The 17,126-nt window shown below is 72.1% G+C and carries 16 protein-coding genes, 1 pseudogene and 1 riboswitch; of the genes and pseudogenes, 10 read left to right on the top strand and 7 right to left on the bottom strand.

The window, feature by feature from the left end:
* Positions 1 to 29: 29 nt before the first annotated feature.
* The 6 genes from ACIBG7_RS17210 to ACIBG7_RS17185 are packed head-to-tail and all read left to right on the top strand — an operon-like array spanning position 30 to position 6,166.
* Positions 30 to 2,771 carry a Na+/H+ antiporter subunit A gene (locus ACIBG7_RS17210; protein WP_397336825.1) on the top strand — a complete coding sequence of 914 codons (2,742 nt, stop codon included), beginning with the start codon at positions 30 to 32 and terminating at the stop codon, positions 2,769 to 2,771.
* A complete protein-coding gene (locus ACIBG7_RS17205) occupies positions 2,768 to 3,589 on the top strand; it encodes a Na(+)/H(+) antiporter subunit C (RefSeq protein WP_357928712.1) in 822 nt (273 codons plus the stop codon). Before ACIBG7_RS17210 ends, ACIBG7_RS17205 begins: the two co-directional genes overlap by 4 nt.
* Positions 3,589 to 5,091 carry a Na+/H+ antiporter subunit D gene (locus ACIBG7_RS17200; RefSeq protein ID WP_397336824.1) on the top strand — a complete coding sequence of 501 codons (1,503 nt, stop codon included), beginning with the start codon at positions 3,589 to 3,591 and terminating at the stop codon, positions 5,089 to 5,091. The genes ACIBG7_RS17205 and ACIBG7_RS17200 overlap by 1 nt, the downstream gene beginning before the upstream one ends.
* A gap of 7 nt (positions 5,092 to 5,098) precedes the next feature.
* Positions 5,099 to 5,620 (top strand): Na+/H+ antiporter subunit E, encoded by a 522-nt coding sequence (locus ACIBG7_RS17195; RefSeq protein WP_397336823.1) that lies wholly within the window; start codon positions 5,099 to 5,101, stop codon positions 5,618 to 5,620.
* Entirely contained in the window at positions 5,617 to 5,889 is a 273-nt protein-coding gene (locus tag ACIBG7_RS17190; RefSeq protein ID WP_357928704.1) for a monovalent cation/H+ antiporter complex subunit F, read from the top strand. The genes ACIBG7_RS17195 and ACIBG7_RS17190 overlap by 4 nt, the downstream gene beginning before the upstream one ends.
* Positions 5,876 to 6,166 (top strand): monovalent cation/H(+) antiporter subunit G, encoded by a 291-nt coding sequence (locus tag ACIBG7_RS17185; protein ID WP_357928701.1) that lies wholly within the window; start codon positions 5,876 to 5,878, stop codon positions 6,164 to 6,166. The genes ACIBG7_RS17190 and ACIBG7_RS17185 overlap by 14 nt, the downstream gene beginning before the upstream one ends.
* A 3-nt stretch (positions 6,167 to 6,169) precedes the next feature.
* Here the strand turns inward: ACIBG7_RS17185 and ACIBG7_RS17180 are convergent, their stop codons facing one another.
* Complete coding sequence (locus tag ACIBG7_RS17180) at positions 6,170 to 6,577, bottom strand: DUF6098 family protein (RefSeq protein ID WP_357928698.1); 408 nt, start codon at positions 6,575 to 6,577, stop codon at positions 6,170 to 6,172.
* A 120-nt stretch (positions 6,578 to 6,697) separates the two neighbouring features.
* Here ACIBG7_RS17180 and ACIBG7_RS17175 point away from each other — a divergent pair, with 120 nt between their 5' ends.
* A complete protein-coding gene (locus tag ACIBG7_RS17175) occupies positions 6,698 to 7,231 on the top strand; it encodes a hypothetical protein (protein ID WP_397336822.1) in 534 nt (177 codons plus the stop codon).
* Positions 7,232 to 7,279: 48 nt separating this feature from the next.
* On the opposite strand, the gene ACIBG7_RS17170 is transcribed toward ACIBG7_RS17175, so the two are convergent.
* Positions 7,280 to 7,501, bottom strand: coding sequence for a polysaccharide lyase beta-sandwich domain-containing protein (locus ACIBG7_RS17170; RefSeq protein ID WP_397336821.1), 222 nt, complete (start codon positions 7,499 to 7,501; stop codon positions 7,280 to 7,282).
* A 296-nt stretch (positions 7,502 to 7,797) separates the two neighbouring features.
* Positions 7,798 to 9,099 (bottom strand): annotated as a pseudogene (locus tag ACIBG7_RS17165) (polysaccharide lyase 8 family protein); the annotation flags it as partial.
* A 296-nt stretch (positions 9,100 to 9,395) separates the two neighbouring features.
* Positions 9,396 to 9,483, top strand: a riboswitch (glycine riboswitch).
* 119 nt (positions 9,484 to 9,602) lie between these two features.
* On the opposite strand from ACIBG7_RS17165, the gene glyA reads away from it, so the two are divergent.
* On the top strand, positions 9,603 to 10,850 hold the full coding sequence (gene glyA, locus ACIBG7_RS17160) for a serine hydroxymethyltransferase (RefSeq protein ID WP_397336820.1): 1,248 nt from the start codon (positions 9,603 to 9,605) through the stop codon (positions 10,848 to 10,850).
* 154 nt (positions 10,851 to 11,004) lie between these two features.
* Here the strand turns inward: glyA and ACIBG7_RS17155 are convergent, their stop codons facing one another.
* Genes ACIBG7_RS17155 through ACIBG7_RS17140 form a run of 4 tightly spaced genes read right to left on the bottom strand, consistent with a single transcriptional unit; the run spans position 11,005 to position 15,330 of the window.
* Positions 11,005 to 12,855 carry a propionyl-CoA synthetase gene (locus ACIBG7_RS17155; RefSeq protein WP_397336819.1) on the bottom strand — a complete coding sequence of 617 codons (1,851 nt, stop codon included), beginning with the start codon at positions 12,853 to 12,855 and terminating at the stop codon, positions 11,005 to 11,007.
* Between the two features lie 17 nt (positions 12,856 to 12,872).
* Complete coding sequence (locus tag ACIBG7_RS17150) at positions 12,873 to 13,535, bottom strand: TrkA family potassium uptake protein (RefSeq protein ID WP_357928684.1); 663 nt, start codon at positions 13,533 to 13,535, stop codon at positions 12,873 to 12,875.
* Complete coding sequence (locus ACIBG7_RS17145) at positions 13,528 to 14,895, bottom strand: potassium transporter TrkG (protein ID WP_357928683.1); 1,368 nt, start codon at positions 14,893 to 14,895, stop codon at positions 13,528 to 13,530. The genes ACIBG7_RS17150 and ACIBG7_RS17145 overlap by 8 nt, the downstream gene beginning before the upstream one ends.
* A 21-nt stretch (positions 14,896 to 14,916) precedes the next feature.
* Positions 14,917 to 15,330: a VOC family protein gene (locus ACIBG7_RS17140; RefSeq protein WP_397336818.1), complete on the bottom strand. Its 414-nt coding sequence runs from the start codon at positions 15,328 to 15,330 to the stop codon at positions 14,917 to 14,919.
* A gap of 321 nt (positions 15,331 to 15,651) precedes the next feature.
* Here ACIBG7_RS17140 and ACIBG7_RS17135 point away from each other — a divergent pair, with 321 nt between their 5' ends.
* Both ACIBG7_RS17135 and ACIBG7_RS17130 read left to right on the top strand, forming a co-directional pair.
* A complete protein-coding gene (locus ACIBG7_RS17135) occupies positions 15,652 to 16,677 on the top strand; it encodes an AI-2E family transporter (RefSeq protein ID WP_397336817.1) in 1,026 nt (341 codons plus the stop codon).
* Between the two features lie 40 nt (positions 16,678 to 16,717).
* The gene (locus ACIBG7_RS17130) at positions 16,718 to 17,110 is read left to right on the top strand and encodes a hypothetical protein (protein WP_397336816.1); all 393 of its coding nucleotides are present in this window, start codon (positions 16,718 to 16,720) and stop codon (positions 17,108 to 17,110) included.
* The last annotated feature ends 16 nt before the right edge of the window (positions 17,111 to 17,126 follow it).

Genomic DNA, 17,126 nt, shown 5'->3' with positions numbered 1-17,126 from the left:
GGTATCTCCCGCTGAGACGCTTCTGTCCCATGGAGGTGATGCTGGTCGTCCATGCGGTGGCGGCTCTGGCCGCGCCCGCACTGGCCCACCGGTGGGGACGGAACGGCCTCTACCTCCTGGCGCTGGCCCCGGCGGCCGGCTTCGTCCACACCCTGTGGACCGGGGCGCGCACCAGCAGCCACGACTGGGCGCCCGCGCTCGGGCTGAGCCTGTCCTTCCGCGCCGACGCCCTCACCCTGCTGCTGATGTACCTGGTCACCGGGGTCGGCGCGCTGGTGCTGATCTACTCCGCCCGCTACCTGGACGCCGACGATCGCGGAGCCGGCCGCTTCGGCGCCTTCCTCGTCGCCTTCGCCGGCGCCATGTACGGCCTGGTGGCCGCCGACGACCTGCTCCTGCTCTACGTGTTCTGGGAGCTGACCACCGTCTTCTCCTACCTGCTGATCGGCTACCAGGCCGACCGGCGTCCCAGCCGCTCGGCCGCGATCCAGGCCCTCACCGTCACCGGCTCCGGCGGCCTGGTCATGCTCGCCGGGCTGATCGTCCTCGGCCAGCAGGCCGGGACCTACAGGCTCTCGCTGCTGCTGGCCGACCCGCCCTCCGGCACCGCCGTCACCGTGGGCGTCTGCCTGGTCCTGGTCGGCGCGCTGGCCAAGTCGGCCATCTGGCCCTTCAGCCTCTGGTTGCCCGGCGCGATGGCCGCGCCCACCCCGGTCTCGGCCTACCTGCACGCCGCCGCCATGGTCAAGGCCGGCGTCTACCTGCTGGCCCGGCTCGACCCCGCCTTCGGCAGCCTGCCCGCCTGGAAGCTCACCGCCATGGGCCTGGGCGGGCTCACCATGCTCATGGCCGGCTGGCGCGCGTTGCGCGAGACCGACCTCAAGCTCGTGCTCGCCTACGGCACGGTCAGCCAGCTCGGCTTCCTGTTCGTGCTGTTCGGCGCGGGCATCGTCGGCGGCGCCATCGCCGGGGCCGGCATGCTGCTGGCGCACGCGCTGTTCAAGTCGGCGCTCTTCCTCGTCGTCGGCATCGTCGACCACGCCACCGGCACCCGCGACCTGCGCGAGCTCAGCGGGCTCGGCCGGCGCATGCCGTGGATCCGCGCCGCCGCCGTGCTGGCCGCCGCGTCCATGGCCGGGCTGCCGCCCTTCCTGGGGTTCGCCGGCAAGGAGGCCGCCCTGGCCGCCCTGCTCGGCTGGCCGGTGCCGCTGGCCGTCGTCGTGCTCGGCTCGATGCTCACCGCCGGCTACTCGCTGCGCTTCCTGTGGGGCGCCTTCGCCGCCAAGCCCGGACTGGAGCCCACCCCGCTCCACGCCACCCCGGCCTCCATGGCGGCGCCCGCCTGCCTGCTCGCCGTCCTCGGGCTGGCCGGCGGCCCGTTCGCCGTCGCGTACGGCGAGGCCATGGCCCCCTACTTCACCACCTTCCGCGGTACGGCAGGCGAAGCCCACCTGACCGCCTGGAGCGGCTTCACCCTCCCCCTGGCCCTGTCGGCGCTCGCCCTGGCCGGCGGCGTCGTGCTCTTCCTCGCCCGCGACCTGGTCGCCCGCGCAGGGACGGCGATCTCGCTGCCCGACGCCAACGAGGTGTACTGGGGCCTGCTCGGCCGGGTGAACTCCTTCGCCCTCCAGCTCACCGGCATCGTCCAGCGCGGCTCGCTGCCCGACTACCTGCTCGGCACGCTGCTCGCGCTGGTCGCCATCGGGGCCTTCTCCCTGCTCTACGGCACCGACCAGGGCCTGCGGGTGGACGTCATCCTGTGGCAGCGGCCCGAGCGGGTCGGCGTGGCCCTGCTGCTGGTCGCGGTGGCCGTGACCACCCTGTGGATGCGCTCCTACCTGGGGCTGGCCATCGTCGCCGGGCTCACCGGCTACGGCGTGGTGCTGCTGTTCCTCAGCTACGGCGCTCCCGACCTGGCGCTGACCCAGGTGCTCTGCGAGACGGTGAGCCTGGTGGTCTTCGTGCTGGTGCTGCGCCGGCTGCCCCGCACGCCCGAGCACGACCGGCGGCGCATGCGGCTCGGCTTCCGGCTGGCCGTCGGGCTGGCCACCGCGGCCGTGGTGGTCTGCGCCGGCGTGCTGGCGGCCGGCGCCCGCGTCACCACCCCGGTCAGCGCGCTGGTCAAGGGGGCGGTGGACGAGGGTAACCTGGTCACCACCCTGCTGGTCAACATCCGCGCCTGGGACACGATGGGCGAGAGCTCGGTGTTGCTCGCGCTGACCCTCGGCGTCACCTCGATGATCTTCGTGCGGAGCCGTACCGAGACGATCAAGCCGGTGCTCACCGAGGCGCCGCGCGGCTGGCTGGTCACCCCCGAGCCGCCGGACCGGCAGTGGGCGGTCCTGGCCATCTCCGCGCGGCTGCTGTTCCACCTGATCCTGCTCTTCTCGGTCTTCCTCGTCTTCAACGGCGAGAACTCGGTGGGCGGCGGCTTCGCCGGCGGCATCGTCGCCGGGCTCGCCCTGACGTTGCGCTACTTCGCCGGCGGCGGGCTGGAGCTGGAGGTCTCGCTGCCGGTCGGCGCCGGCATCCTCATCGGCGTCGGCCTGCTGCTGTCCACCGCGGCCGCGCTCATCGGCCTGGTCGTCACCGGCAGCCCGCTCACCGTGCTCTCCACCCACCCGCACGTGCCGTGGCTGGGCGAGCTGCACCTGTCCACCGAGCTCCTGTTCGACCTGGGCGTCTACATCCTGGTGCTGGGCGTGATCCGGGACGTGCTGCGGGCCGTCGGCACCGAGCTGGACCGGCAGATCAAGGAGCCCGCCCGGTGACCACCTCGCTGATCCTGCTCGTCGCCGTGGCCGCGCTCATCGCGGCCGGGGTGACCCTGCTGCTGGAGCGCAGCCTGGTCCGGATCCTGGTCGGCATCATCGTCGCCGGCAACGGCGTCAACCTGCTGATCCTCACCGTCGGCGGACCCGGCGGCCAGCCACCGATCAAGGGCCGCTTCGAGCCCGACCGCATGGCCGACCCGCTCGCCCAGGCCCTCGTCCTGACCGCGATCGTGATCACGCTCGGCGTCACGGCCTACCTGCTGGCCCTCGCCCACCGCACCTGGCAGCTCGTCGGCGACGACACCGTCCAGGACGACACCGAGGACCGCCGCGTCCGGCTGGCCGCCACCCGCGGCGACCTGATCGACTCGGTGGTGGCGACCCGGGAGCGCTACCGCGCGATCCTCGACCAGCAGGAGCGCGAGCTGGCCGAACTGGCCGCGGAGTCACGCCGCCGGGTCGAGGAGGGCGAGGCCGAGCTCGAACAGCAGATCCTCGCGGTCAACGTCGACCTCGGGCGCTGGATGGAGGACCACCGCAACGCCGGGCTGTCCCCCGAGGAGCTCATGGCCAGGTTCGAGGAGGCCCGCCGCCTGGAGGAGTCCTCCAAGCAGGACCTCGCCGAACGCGAGCGCGAGCTCCGCCAGCGCTACGCCGCCAGGCGCCGCGAGCAGGAGGCGACCGAACGCCAGGCCCGGCGCAAGATCCAGGCCCGGGCGCGGCAGGCCCGCAAGGAGATGCGCCACGCCATCCGCGAGGACCGCCGCCGCCAGGCGCTCGCCCTCGACCCGGAGATGGAGGGGCAGGACGACTGATGTCCGCGCTGATCTGCCTGCCCGTCGTCCTGCCGCTGCTGGCCGCGGCGCTCAAGCTGGCCATCGGCCAGCGCCTGAGCCGCCTCCAGTCGCTGATCAGCGTGGTCACGCTGATCGTGGTGCTGGCCATCGCGATCGTGCTCGCCGTCGCCGTGGACCGTGACGGCACGCTGGTCGCCCAGGCGGGCGGGTGGGCGGCGCCGATGGGCATCTCGCTGGTCGCCGACCGGCTGTCCACGCTGATGCTCGCGGTGTCGGCGGCGGTGACGCTGGCCGTGATGGTCTACTCCATCGCCCAGGACTTCGCCGACCAGGACGAGACCGCCCCGCTGTCCATCTTCCACCCGGCCTTCCTGGTCATGGTCGCGGGTGTCTCCGACGCCTTCCTGGCCGGAGACCTGTTCAACCTGTTCGTCGGCTTCGAGATCCTGCTGTCCGGCTCCTACGTGCTGCTCACCTTCGGCGGGACCGAGTCGCGGGTGCGGGCCGGCGCCACCTACGCGGTGATGGGCCTGACCTCCTCGCTGCTCTTCCTGATCGCCATCGCGGTCACCTACGCCGCCACCGGCACGATGTCGATGGCGCACATCGCCGAGCGCTTCGACGGCCTGCCGCTGGCCATCAAGCTGCTGGTGGAGCTGACCCTGCTGCTGGTGTTCGGGGTGAAGGCCGCGGTCTTCCCGATGTCGGCGTGGCTGCCCGACTCCTACCCGACCGCCCCGGCGCCGGCCACCGCCGTCTTCGCCGGCCTGCTGACGAAGGTCGGCGTCTACTCGATCATCCGCCTGGAGTCGCTGCTGTTCCCCGGCGGCCCGGTCGCCTCGCTGCTGCAGTGGGTCGCGCTGGCCACCATGCTGGTCGGCATCTGCGGCGCGATCGTGCAGAGCGACATCAAACGGCTGCTCTCCTTCACGTTGGTCAGCCACATCGGCTACCTGGTGTTCGGCGTCTCCCTGGCCACCCCGCACGCCCTGGCCGGGTCGGTGTTCTACGCCGTGCACCACATCACCGTGCAGACCAGCCTCTTCCTCATCGTCGGCCTGATCGAGCGGCGCACCGGGACCACCTCGCTCGACCGGCTCGGCGGCCTGGCCAAGCTCACCCCGGCCATCGCGGTGCTCTTCTTCGTCTCGGCGATCAACCTGGCCGGGATCCCGCCGCTGTCCGGCTTCATCGGCAAGCTGGGCCTGCTCCAGGCGGGCCTGGCCGACGGCGGCGACAGCGAGCTGATCCTGGTCGGCGGGCTGCTGCTGACCAGCCTGCTCACCCTGTACGCGGTGGCCCGGGTCTGGAACCGGGCGTTCTGGCGGCCCTCGAAGTCGGTCGAGCTGGTGGAGTCGGTGCCCGCGCCGATGTGGGTGGCGACCGCCGGGCTCGTGGCGCTGGCGCTGTCCTTCACCGTCTTCGCCGGGCCGCTGTCCGGCCTGGCCGAGCGGACCGGCGCCGAACTGCTGGCGCGCCAGCCGTACATCACCGCGGTGCTGGGAGGCGACGGGCGGTGAGGCGGCAGTGAGGCGGCTGTGGCGGCGGCCCTCCGGGTGGCAGGTGCTCTGGCTCACCGTGGTGTGGACCGCGCTGTGGGGGCACCTCAGCCTGGGCGTGGTCGTCTCCGGCGCGGTGGTCGGCACGCTGGTGCTGGTGCTGCTGCCGCTGCCCTCGACCTCGCTGGGCTTCCGGGTGCACCCCGTCGGGCTGGTGGCCTTCCTGGGCGGGCTGCTGTGGGACCTGGCCCGCTCCAGCCTGCGCATCTCCTGGTGGGCGCTGCGTCCGGGGCCGCCGCCGGACACCGCGATCGTGACCGTGGAGCTGCGGAGCTCCTCGGAGACGATGCTCATGCTCACCACCATGGCGTTGTCCGCGCAGCCCGGCAGCCTCGTGGTCGACGCCCGGCCCGGCACCGGCCGGATGACGCTGCACGTGCTGGGCGCGGGCGACCAGCCGCAGGCCACCGCCCAGCGTGACGTGTCGCGGCAGGAGGCCCTGGTCGTGGGCGCCTTCGGGACCAGGACCGACAAGGAGGAACTGGGATGACAGTCGTCTACGGGATCGTGGTCGCCATGCTCGGCGTGGCCTCCGCCCTGGCTTCCTGGCGTACGGCACGCGGCCCCTCCACCCTCGACCGGGCGGTCGCGCTGGACACGCTGACCGCGCTGGCCATGTGCTGGATGGCCCTGGGGATGAGCCGCCTGGGCGGCGTGGTGGTGCTGCCCATCCTGCTGGCGATGTCGCTGCTCGGCTTCGCCGGCTCGACCGCGATCGCCAAGTGCGTGATGAGGAGGCGCGGCGATGGAGGCGCTTGAGCTGGTCGCCGCGGCGTGCGCGCTGGTCAGCGCCGGGCTGGGGCTGACCGCGGGGGTGGGCCTGGTGCGGTTTCCCGACACGTTGTCGCGCATGCACGCCGCCGCCAAGCCGCAGGTGCTCGGCGTGCTGCTGGCCCTGGCGGCGGCGTGGTGCGAGGAACCGAGCTGGGGCATCGCCGGACCGCTGCTGCTGGTGGCGATCTTCCAGATGGTGGGCGTGACCATGACCTCCTACACGGTCGGCCACGTGGCCTGCGAGGAGATGCGCGACCGGTAGGGCTCAGCTCGTCGAGTCCCGGCCGACCTCGAAGGCCTCGTGGTAGCGGCGGCGGGCCTGCCGTACCACCCGCTCGGCCAGCCACGCGACCGGTTCGGCGTCCACGACGAGCGGCTCGTGGTCGGGCCCGTGGGCGACCACGCGACCGGCCAGGACCCATGCCCGGCGTCCGTCCTGTCCCAGGTCGGCGTACTTGCAGACCTGCCGGGCCAGCCAGTCCTGCGGCGGCCGGGTCCACCACGACTCGGGGTCGAGCACGGTCGCCGACAGCCCCGGCAGTTCGAGCCCGCTCTCGTAGTCGACGCTCGCCTCGGCCCCGTCGGTCTCCGGACCCTTGGAAAAGCGCAGAAAGAGTCCGGGCCGCTCCGTCACCAGCTCGGTCAGCTCCTCCAGCGTGAGCACCTCGTCCATATCCCCTCCGATACGTTCCACTCTTTCCACGTGAGAGGCATCTATCCCCCTTCGGGCGCTCCGTCGGTGGCCGCCGGGTAGCAGCAGGCACCGTCCAAGCGTTACCTCAGGAGGTATCCGGTGACCGACTACCCAACGCAGCAGACCGGGCAACCGGCGGAGCGCACCAAGCAAGCGGCCCGTGAAGTGGCGGGCGAGGCCGGGTTCCAGACCAGGCGCGTGGTCGGCCGGCTCCGTGAGCGGGCCGGACGCGAAGCCGACTCCCAGGCCCAGCGCGCCGCCCACGGCATCCGCCAGTGGGCCGACGACCTCAGCACGATGGCCGAGAGCAGCAAGCCCGACTCCCCGATCAACCGGGTGACGCACCAGATCGCCGGGGGTGGCCGCCGGGCCGCCGACTACCTGGAGCAGCAGGGCTTCTCGGGCGCGATGCAGGATCTGCAGCAGTTCGCCCGCCGCCGGCCGGCGCTGTTCGTCCTCGGCGCCATCGCCGCCGGCTTCCTGGCCGGACGCGCCGCCAAGGCCGGCGCGGAGCTCCAGCGGGAGGAGCGGGCCCCCCGCCCCCAGCCCGGCGAGGGCTACGCACAGAGCGGCCAGAGCGGCCAGGAGGAGGCCCGCGATCAGGCCGATCAGGTCCGCCGCGACACCTATTGACGGCTGAGGGGGACCGGTACCGCCCGCGACCGCGTGCCGTACGGCTCTTCAGGTCAGGTCGACGGTGGCGCCGCCCGGGCCGGGCCGGGGAAAGGTGAGGTCGCGGCCGTCCACCGTGACGGTCAGCTCGGCGAGCTCGTCCCGCGGATCGGCGACGGTGAGCCGCCCGCCCCGGAGCAGCACCGCGCAGGGCCCCGAGGCCGTGATGCCGCCGGCCGTCCCCGGCTGCCAGAAGGCGACCGCGGTGAGCCCGAGCGCCGGGACCCGCACCGCCTGCTGGGCGTCGGTGTTCGCCGGCACCTCCAGCCAGCCGAGCCCGGCCAGCTCCCGCGTGCGGGCCTCGGAGGCCCCGGGCAGCACACGTACCGATAGCCCGCCCCGCGCGGGTCGACGCCGTGGTCGAACCAGAACGTGCGATACCCCCGCTCCCCGGCAGTGCGGAAGCCTTCGCCCAGGTACCCGGCGTGCCCCGCCAGGTGCGCCCACCCCGCCCCCTCGGCCGGCTGCGCCGCCGAGCGCCGGTTGTCCACCACGGTCTCCACGGCCACCCCGTCCGAGCACGTGATGCCCGCCCCCAGGCAGACCACCGCCTCGTCGAGGAAGACCCACGCCTTGAACGCCTCCAGCGTGCTGCCCAGCCCGGCCAGGTGCTGCCCCACGATCGCGTAGGAGCCGTCGCTCGCCCCGCCCACCCAGCGCCACTTCGTGCGCGTGTCGCCCCAGCCGCGGCCCGCCCCGTCGGCCAGCCGCCGGGTCGAGACGGTCGTGCCGGGCAGCCGGTAGGGGTCGACGGTGTGCCAGAAGTCGGAGTAGTGGTCGCGCTGCCCGGCGGCCCACCAGTAGAGCATCCCGGAGCCGGTGTGCCAGCCGCGCAGGTTCTCGCCGTTGCCGTGCTCGTAGTGCCCGATCCGGTAGGAGGACATGCTGAGCGCCGCGGTCCAGCCCGGCCGGCGGTGCACCGCGCGGGCGCTCATCGGGAACAGCCGGTGCCCCACCGGCTCGGGGGCCGCGGGCACGCTCGCGTCGGCCAGCAGGTCCTCGAACCCCGCCCGGTAGCCGCCCCGCTCCGCCCAGCCCTTCACCAGCGACCGCCAGCGGGCCCGCTCCGCCGCGGGCGCCGACTCGCCGAGCAGCAGGACGGCCGAGGCGATGGCCTGGCCGCGCCGGTGGTCACCGTACGGCCGGCGCGCGATCCCCCGGCCGCTGACCAGGTCCATGCAGAGCCCGTCCAGCACGAAGGGCGCGAAGCTGCGCTCCACCTGGTCGAACAGGAACCGCCCGTCCACCTCCCACGGCGTGCCGCGCACCAGCGCCAGCATGATCGCCGCCCCGGAGAGCAGCACCGCCCCGTAGCCGCCCTGGTAGGGGATGGTCGTGTGCTGGAGGAAGGACCCGTCGCGGTAGAACCCGTCGCCCTTCTCGACGTAGCGGAAGACCGGCGTCAGCGCCTCGGCCGCCCGCCGCACCTCGTCCGGCTCCTCCACCACGATCGCGCGCAGCAGCCGGACCAGGCACAGGTCCACCCGGTTGGCGCCCGTGCTCCGCCCCCGGTAGGCCCTCAGCCGGTTGTCCGGCACGAAGTGCCGCACCGCCTCGGCCAGGGCCCGGTCGCGCGAGCCGATGAGCACGGCGGCGTCCAGCAGCTTGCGCGGGACCCCGATCTCCCAGTCCCACCAGTTGCCGACCGGCTCGGCGCCCTCGGCGTACACGTGCCGCACGTAGTGGGCCAGGCCCTCGGCGGTCGCCTCGGCCAGGCCGGGATCGCCGGTGATCGCGTGCGCCCTGGCCATCGTCTGCAGCCGCGCGGGCGTGTCGTCGAGCGACGGGTAGGGCAGGTCGGCCCAGAGCCCGCCGCGGGCGGGCCGCATGCTCGCCCGGTGCCCGGCCGCCGCCTGTTCCACCCTCCCCGCGTACGGCACCGCCGTCACCTCACGCCAGCGGCGACGCAACAACGGGAAGGTGGCGTCGGGCGTGTGGGCGGGCCGGGCCGGGAGGAGCGTGGCCAGCGTGCCGAGCGCGGCGAGGCTGCCCAGCCTGGCCAGTGCGCGCCGCGAGAGGGGGGACACAACGGTGATTATCCGCGACTTGTTGACACGACGGCTGAGCCGTACCTAATGTCCTGACCTGGACAACATGTCCTGACCTGGACAACTGCATAAGCCCATGATCCCGCGCGGGAGAGTCCACAGGCTGTGGACGCCGAAGGAGCAAACCTCCCCGGAAACTCTCAGGCCCAAGACCGCGTGGAGGAGGCGAACTCTGGAAAGAGGCGCACCCGGCGTCTCGCCCACGGGGCAAACCGCACGCAAGCGCGGTGAATCTCTCAGGCCTATGACAGAGGGGGAGGCCCTACGGCTACGTGAGGAGCCTCATGCTCGACGCACCCCTGTCCGCGGTCGACCCCGAGATCGCGGCGGCGCTGGACGCCGAACTCGACCGCCAGCGCACCACCCTGGAGATGATCGCCTCCGAGAACTTCGCGCCGGTCGCGGTCATGCAGGCGCAGGGCAGCACCCTCACCAACAAGTACGCCGAGGGCTACCCCGGCCGCCGCTACTACGGCGGCTGCGAGCACGTGGACGTCGTCGAGCAGCTCGCGATCGACCGCGTCAAGGCGCTGTTCGGCGCCGAGCACGCCAACGTGCAGCCGCACTCCGGCGCGCAGGCCAACGCCGCCGCCATGCACGCGCTGATCACGCCGGGCGACACCATCCTGGGCCTCGACCTCGCCCACGGCGGCCACCTGACGCACGGCATGCGGCTCAACTTCTCCGGCAAGCTCTACAACGCCGTGGCCTACCACGTCTCGGAGAGCGACAACCGGGTGGACATGGCCGAGGTCGAGAAGCTGGCCCTGGAGCACCGGCCCGCCCTGATCGTCGCCGGCTGGTCGGCCTACCCGCGCCACCTCGACTTCGCCGAATTCCGCCGGATCGCCGACCTGGTCGGCGCCCGGCTCATGGTGGACATGGCGCACTTCGCCGGCCTGGTCGCCGCCGGGCTGCACCCCAGCCCGGTGCCGCACGCCGACGTCGTCACCACGACCACGCACAAGACGCTCGGCGGCCCGCGCGGCGGCGTCATCCTGTCCACCGCCGAGCTGGCCAAGAAGATCGACTCCGCGGTCTTCCCCGGCCAGCAGGGCGGCCCGCTGGAGCACGTCGTCGCGGCCAAGGCGGTCGCCTTCAAGCTCGCCGCCACCCCCGAGTTCCGCGAGCGGCAGGAGCGCACGCTGGAGGGCGCCCGCATCCTGGCCGCCACGCTCACCGGCGCCGGGCACCGCCTGGTCACCGGCGGCACCGACGTGCACCTGGTGCTGGTCGACCTGCGCGAGTCGGTCCTGGACGGCAAGCAGGCCGAGGACCGGCTGCACTCCATCGGCGTCACGGTCAACCGCAACGCCGTGCCGTTCGACCCGCGCCCGCCGATGGTCAGCTCCGGGCTGCGCATCGGCACCCCCGCGCTGGCCGCCCGCGGCTTCGACGCCCGGGACTTCACCGAGGTGGCCGCGGTCATCGCCGAAGCGCTGCGCCCCGAGCTCAACCCGCCCGCGCGCACCCGGCTGCGGGCCAAGGTGGCCGAACTGGCGCAGCGGAGGCCGCTCTACCCGGAGCTGTGACCGTTCACCTGCCCTAGCTTGACCCAAGCGGGGATAGGAATCCGGACATGAGCACATCAGGGGCGGGGAGCGTGGCCACCGCCGCGCTCAGCGCCCCCGATGTTCATCCTGCTCCGGTTGACGGCGGTGTCCCCCCACGACCGGGACACCGCCTTCAGCCGGACCTGAGCGCCCGCTCGATCTCGGCCAGCACCCCCGGGTCCTCGATCGTGGACGGCGGCCGGTAGGTCCTGCCGTCGGCGATGGCCCGCATCGTGCCCCGCAGGATCTTGCCCGACCGGGTCTTGGGCAGCCGGGCGACCACGCTGACCCGCCGGAAGGCCGCGACCGGGCCGATGCGCTCGCGCACCAGCGCCACCAGCTCGGCCTCGATCTCCGCCGCGGGCCGCGCCGTCCCGCTCTTGAGCACCACGAAGCCGGCCGGGACCTGCCCCTTGAGCTCGTCGGCGACCCCGATGACCGCGCACTCGGCGACGTCGGGGTGGGTGGCGACGACCTCCTCCATCGCCCCGGTGGACAACCGGTGGCCGGCCACGTTGATCACGTCGTCGGTGCGGCCCATGACGAACAGGTAGCCGTCGGCGTCCAGGTGGCCGCCGTCGCCGGTGAGGTAGTAGCCCGGGTAGCGGGCCAGGTAGGCCGACTCGAAGCGGTCGTGGTCGCGGTAGAGCGTGGGCAGCGTGCCCGGCGGCAGCGGCAGCCGTACCACGATGGCGCCCTCGACCCCGGGCGGGCACTCCGCGCCGTTCTCGTCCAGCACCCGCACGTCGTAGCCGGGCACCGGCACGGTCGGCGAGCCGGGCTTGGGCGGCAGCGGTTCGAGTCCCATGCAGTTGGCCGCGACCGGCCAGCCGGTCTCGGTCTGCCACCAGTGGTCGATCACCGGGACGCCCAGCAGGTCGGAGGCCCAGTGGTAGGTGTCCGGGTCGAGCCGCTCCCCCGCCAGGAACAGGTAGCGCAGGCCGTGGTCCTTCACCAGGTCGCCGTTCGGGTCCTCCTTCTTGATCGCGCGGATCGCGGTCGGCGCGGTGAACAGCGTCTTGACGCCGTACTCCCCCGCCACCCGCCAGAACGCCCCGGCGTCGGGCGTGCCGACCGGCTTGCCCTCGTACAGCACGGTCGTGCAGCCGGCCAGCAGCGGCGCGTAGACGATGTAGGAGTGCCCGACGACCCAGCCCACGTCGGAGGCGGCCCAGAAGACCTCGCCGGGCCCGGTGTCGTAGACGGCGGCCATGCTCCAGTGCAGGGCCACCGCGTGGCCGCCGTTGTCGCGCACGATGCCCTTCGGCATGCCGGTCGTGCCCGAGGTGTAGAGGATGTAGAGCGGATCGGTCGCCGCCACCCACTCGCAGCCGGCCGGCTCGGCCCCGGCCACGGCGGTGGCCCAGTCGAGGTCGCCCTCGCCCATGGCCGCCTCGCACTGCGGGCGCTGCAGGATCACGCAGTGCTCCGGCCGGTGCGCGGAGGCGGCCAGGGCCGCGTCGAGCAGCGGCTTGTACTCCACGATCCGGCCCGGTTCCAGGCCGCAGGAGGCGCTCAGCACGACCTTCGGCCGCGCGTGCTCGATCCGGGCGGCGAGTTCTGGCGCGGCGAAGCCGCCGAAGACGACCGAGTGCACCGCGCCGAGCCGCGCGCAGGCCAGCATGGCGACGACCGCCTCGGGGACCATCGGCAGGTAGATGACGACGGTGTCGCCCCGGCGCACGCCGAGCGACTTCAGCAGCCCGGCCGTCCGGGCGACCTCGTCGTGCAGCTCGGCGTAGGTGTAGCTGCGCCTGGTCCCGGTGACCGGGCTGTCGTAGATCAGCGCGGCCTGGCCGCCGCGGTCGGCCAGGTGCCGGTCGAGGGCGTTGTAGCAGGTGTTGAGCTCACCGCCGGGGAACCAGCGTTCCCCGGCGAAGACCTCGGTGAAGGGAGTGTGCCAGTCGATCCCGGCGGCCGCCTCGCGCCAGAACGCGCCGGGATCGTCGAGGCTCCGCCGGTAGACCTCGTGGTATCGAGCCATGGCCCGATCGTGTCACCTCAGGGCAGCTCCGCGAAGCGCTCGACGGCCTCGACGCTGCCGGAGACGATGATGACGTCGCCGTAGCTCAGCTCGGTGTCGGCGGTGGCGTAGGTGAAGTCCTCGCCGGGGCTCTTCACCGCGACGATGGTCACCCCGTGCTTACGCCTTAAATTCGACTGGCCCAGCGGGCGGCCCACGTACTCCTTCGGCGGCCGGGTCTTGGCCATCGCGAAGTTCTCGTCGACCTCCATGTAGTCGAGCATGCGCCCGCTGACCAGGTGCGCCACCCGCTCGCCCATGTCGTGCTCGGGGAAGACGACGTGGTGCACGCCGATGCGGTGCAGGATCTGGCCGTGCTGCTTGCTGATCGCCTTGGCCCAGATGTCCTCGATCTCCAGCTCGGCCAGGAGCGAGGCGGTCAGGATGCTCGCCTCCAGGTCGGTGCCGATCGCGACGACCGCGCGGTAGAAGTCGGGCACGCCGAGCTGCTTGAGCGCCTCCATGTCGGTGGCGTCGGCGGCGGCCACGTGCGTGATGTGCCCGGAGAGCTGCTGCACGGTCTTGGGGCTGTTGTCGATGGCCAGCACCTCGGTGCCGCGCCGGGTCAGCTCCAGCGCCAGCGAGCTGCCGAAACGGCCGAGGCCGATGACCACGACCGGGTCGCGGTTCTTGTCAACCAACGAGCATCCTCTCCTCGGGCAGCTCGTAGCGGGTGCGCCGGTCGCGCAACGCCAGCGCAGAGCCAAGCGTAAGCGGGCCGATCCGGCCGATGAACATCAGGAGCGCCAGCACGACGTGCCCGGCGGGCGGCATCTCGGTGGTGATCCCCGAGGACAGGCCGGTGGTGGAGAAGGCCGAGATCGCCTCGAAGAGGATCTGGTCGAGGTCGTGCTTGGTCATCACCATGAGCGCGTAGGAGGCCACGCCGATCGCCGCCGCGCTGAGCAGGACGACGCAGATCGCCTGGCGCTGCACCGCCTCGGAGATGCGCCGGTGGGCGATGTTCACCCGGGGCTCGCCGCGCAGCTCGGCCATGATCAGGAAGAGCAGCACGCCGAAGGTGGTGACCTTGATGCCGCCGGCGGTGCTGGCGCTGCCGCCGCCGATGAACATCAGCAGGTCGGAGACGAGCCAGCTCGACTCCGACATCTGCGTGATGTCGATGGAGTTGAAGCCGGACGAGCGGGTGTTGACCGAGGCGAAGAAGGCGGCCAGCACCTTGGAGCCGTCGTCGAGCCCGCCGAGCGTCTTCGGGTTGCGCCACTCGGTCAGCAGGATGAGCAGCGTGCCGGCCACCAGCAGCGCCAGCGAGATGCCGACGGTGAGCTTGGTCATCACCGACCAGCGGCTGGGGTGGCGCCAGTTGCGCACCTGCTCGAAGACGACCGGGAAGCCCAGGCCGCTGACGATGATCGCGGCGGCGACGGTCAGGCTGATCCATGGATCGCTGACGAACTGGCTCAGGCTGTCCGGCCACAACGCGAAGCCGGCGTGGTTGAAGGCCATGATCGAGTGGAAGACGCCGTAGTAGAGCGCCTGCCAGAACGGCTCGCCGTACCCGATCACGAAGCGGCCGGCCAGCACGGCGGCGATCACGGCCTCGCAGCTCAGGCTGAACAGGACCACCTTGCGGGCGATCCGGCCGACGTCGGCCATGCTCAGCATGCTCGTCTCGGCCTGGGCCAGCAGCCGGAAGCGCAGGCCCATCTTGCCGCCGACCAGGACGGCGATGAGGGTGGCGAAGGTCATGATGCCGAGCCCGCCCACCTGCACCAGCCCCGCGATCACCACCTCGCCGAAGGCGGACCAGTGCGTCCGCGTGTCGACCGTGGCCAGCCCGGTCACGGTCACCGCGGAGGTGGCCGTGAAGAGGGCGTCGGTGAAGGTGGCGGGCGCTCCGGCCGCGGCGGCGGGCTGGAGCAGCAGGACCGTGCCCAGCGCGCACGCCAGGGCGAAAGCCGCCACCACGATCTGCGTGGGGTGGTTGAAGCGCGCCAGCAGTGCCGCTGACCAGCGCGCACGCCTGCCTAGTGGGCTCATAACCCCCGGAATGCTAGTGGATTACGCGCGTGAGGTGATTTGCTGCACCATCCAGCGGTTGCCGTCGGGGTCGGCGAAGGACACGAACCCCACGTTGTTCAGCTCGGTCTCGTCCTCCCTCGCGGGCCGGAACCCGTTCGGTCCGGCCACCTGCACCTCGCTGACCTCGACGCCCTTGCCCGCCAGGATCTCCCGTGCCGCCCGCACGTCGTTGACGACGAGCTGCAGGCCCTCCAGCGAGCCCGGCTTCATCGTGGTGAGGCCGCTGCCGATGACCACCGAGCAGCCGGAGCCGGGCGGGGTGAGCTGGACGATGCGCAGCGTGCCGGTGTCGGTGTCGTGGTCCACGGCGAAGCCGAGCTGCCCGGCGTAGAAGGCCTTGGCCCGGTCGACGTCGGCCACCGGGACGACGACCACTTCGAGAGTCCAGTTCACTGCGGGTTCTCCCATCGCTCAGGGCTCTTCCCGACGATCTAACCCGCCTGGTGCGGGCTCGCCAAGGGGGCGGCCTCCCATTCGTGGCAGGGCAGCAGCGCCTGGTGATGGAAGATGAGACCCAGCCCGCGCGGGGCGAGCTGGCCGAGGGGGCCGCAGGCGCAGTCCGCGGAAGCCTCGTGCCCGATCGCATCATCAACCGGCCTGACGTGGACAATCAGCGCCATCTTCCGCCGCCCTTCCCAAAGATTGCATGTAGTTTATGCATCTTTGACCGTTTTGCCAGCGGGCATGACCGGAACCCGGGGATAGCGTGCCGCCATGCTCTCCCGCGGTATGCGCATCCTGGTGGGTCTGGCGGCCGCGATGATCATCCTGGCCGGGGCGAAGTCGCTCAGCGGCATCGTCGGCCCCGCCTTCCTGGCCCTGACCCTGACCATCGCCGTCGCCCCGCTGCGCTCCCGGCTGGTACGGCGAGGCGCCGCGGGCTGGCTGGTGGTGGCGGCCCCGCTGACCGTCGTCCTGCTCATGCTGATCGGCCTGGTGCTCGCGGTCGTCGTCTCGGTGGCGGAGTTCGCCGCGCTGATCCCGACCTACGCCCCGCAGTACCAGGCCCTCCTCACCCAGGCCCAGAGCTGGCTGGAGACGCACGGCGTGACCTCGGCCCAGGCCGGCCAGGTCTTCTCCCACCTCGACATGGGCCAGGTCCTGCGGGCCGCGGGCGGCGTACTGTCCAGCCTGGCCGGCACCGCCTCGACGGTGCTGATCGTCGTCCTGCTGCTGTACGGCATGAGCCTCGACGCCGCCTTCCTGCAGAAGGCCATCACCGCCCTGCCCGCCAAGCGCGCCGACCTGGCCGGGGCGCTGGTGCGCTTCGCCCGCCAGACCTGCCAGTACCTGCTGGTCTCCACGCTCTTCGGGCTGATCGTCGCGGTGCTGGACACGGTCGGGCTGATGCTGCTCGGCGTGCCGCTGCCGCTGCTGTGGGGGCTGCTGGCCTTCATCACGAACTACATCCCGAACATCGGCTTCCTCATCGGGCTCGTGCCGCCCGCGCTGCTGGCGCTGCTGGACTCGGGCGTGGGCACGATGATCTGGGTCATCGTCGTCTACAGCGTGCTCAACTTCGTCATCCAGTCGGTGATCCAGCCCAAGTTCGTCGGCGAGTCCGCAGGGCTGTCGACCACGGTGACGATCCTGTCCCTGCTGGTCTGGACCTGGGCGCTCGGCGCGCTCGGCGCCATCCTGGCCGTGCCGCTCAGCGCGTTCGTGCGGGCCGTGCTGCTCGACGCCGACCCGGCGACCTCCTGGGCATCTCCCCTGGTAGCGGGCAAATCATCGCCCTGACTTTGCCCTAGGCCGGACGTGCGTCGGGTACCACCGGGCCATGGCAAAGATCACCGGCTGGGTTGGCTGGATCTGGTTCGCCGGCATGATGCTCATCATGAACGGCCTGTTCAACGTGATCACAGGTCTCTACGCGATCTTCGACGACCAGCTCTACGTGCCCTCGCGCTTCGGGCTGCTGCTGTTCGACCGGACCGGCTGGGGCTGGGTCCACCTGATCCTGGGCTTCCTGCTCGTGATCGTCGGCATGGCCGTCTCGGTCGGCAGAGGCTGGGCGCGGTTCGTCTCGGTCATCCTGGTCATGATCAACGCGCTCACCCAGCTCGTCTGGATCGCGGTGAACCCGTGGTGGTCGCTGATCATCATCGTGCTCGACGTGTTCATCCTCTACGCGCTGATCGTGCACGGCAAGGAAGCCGAGGAATTGTCCTGACTTTCCGGTGACCCGG

It is taken from the genome of Nonomuraea sp. NPDC050328 (genome assembly GCF_044459405.1).
Lineage (GTDB): Bacteria > Actinomycetota > Actinomycetes > Streptosporangiales > Streptosporangiaceae > Nonomuraea.
Note: the sequence above shows the minus strand (reverse complement) of the source record. Positions and strands in the feature narration are given on the sequence as shown.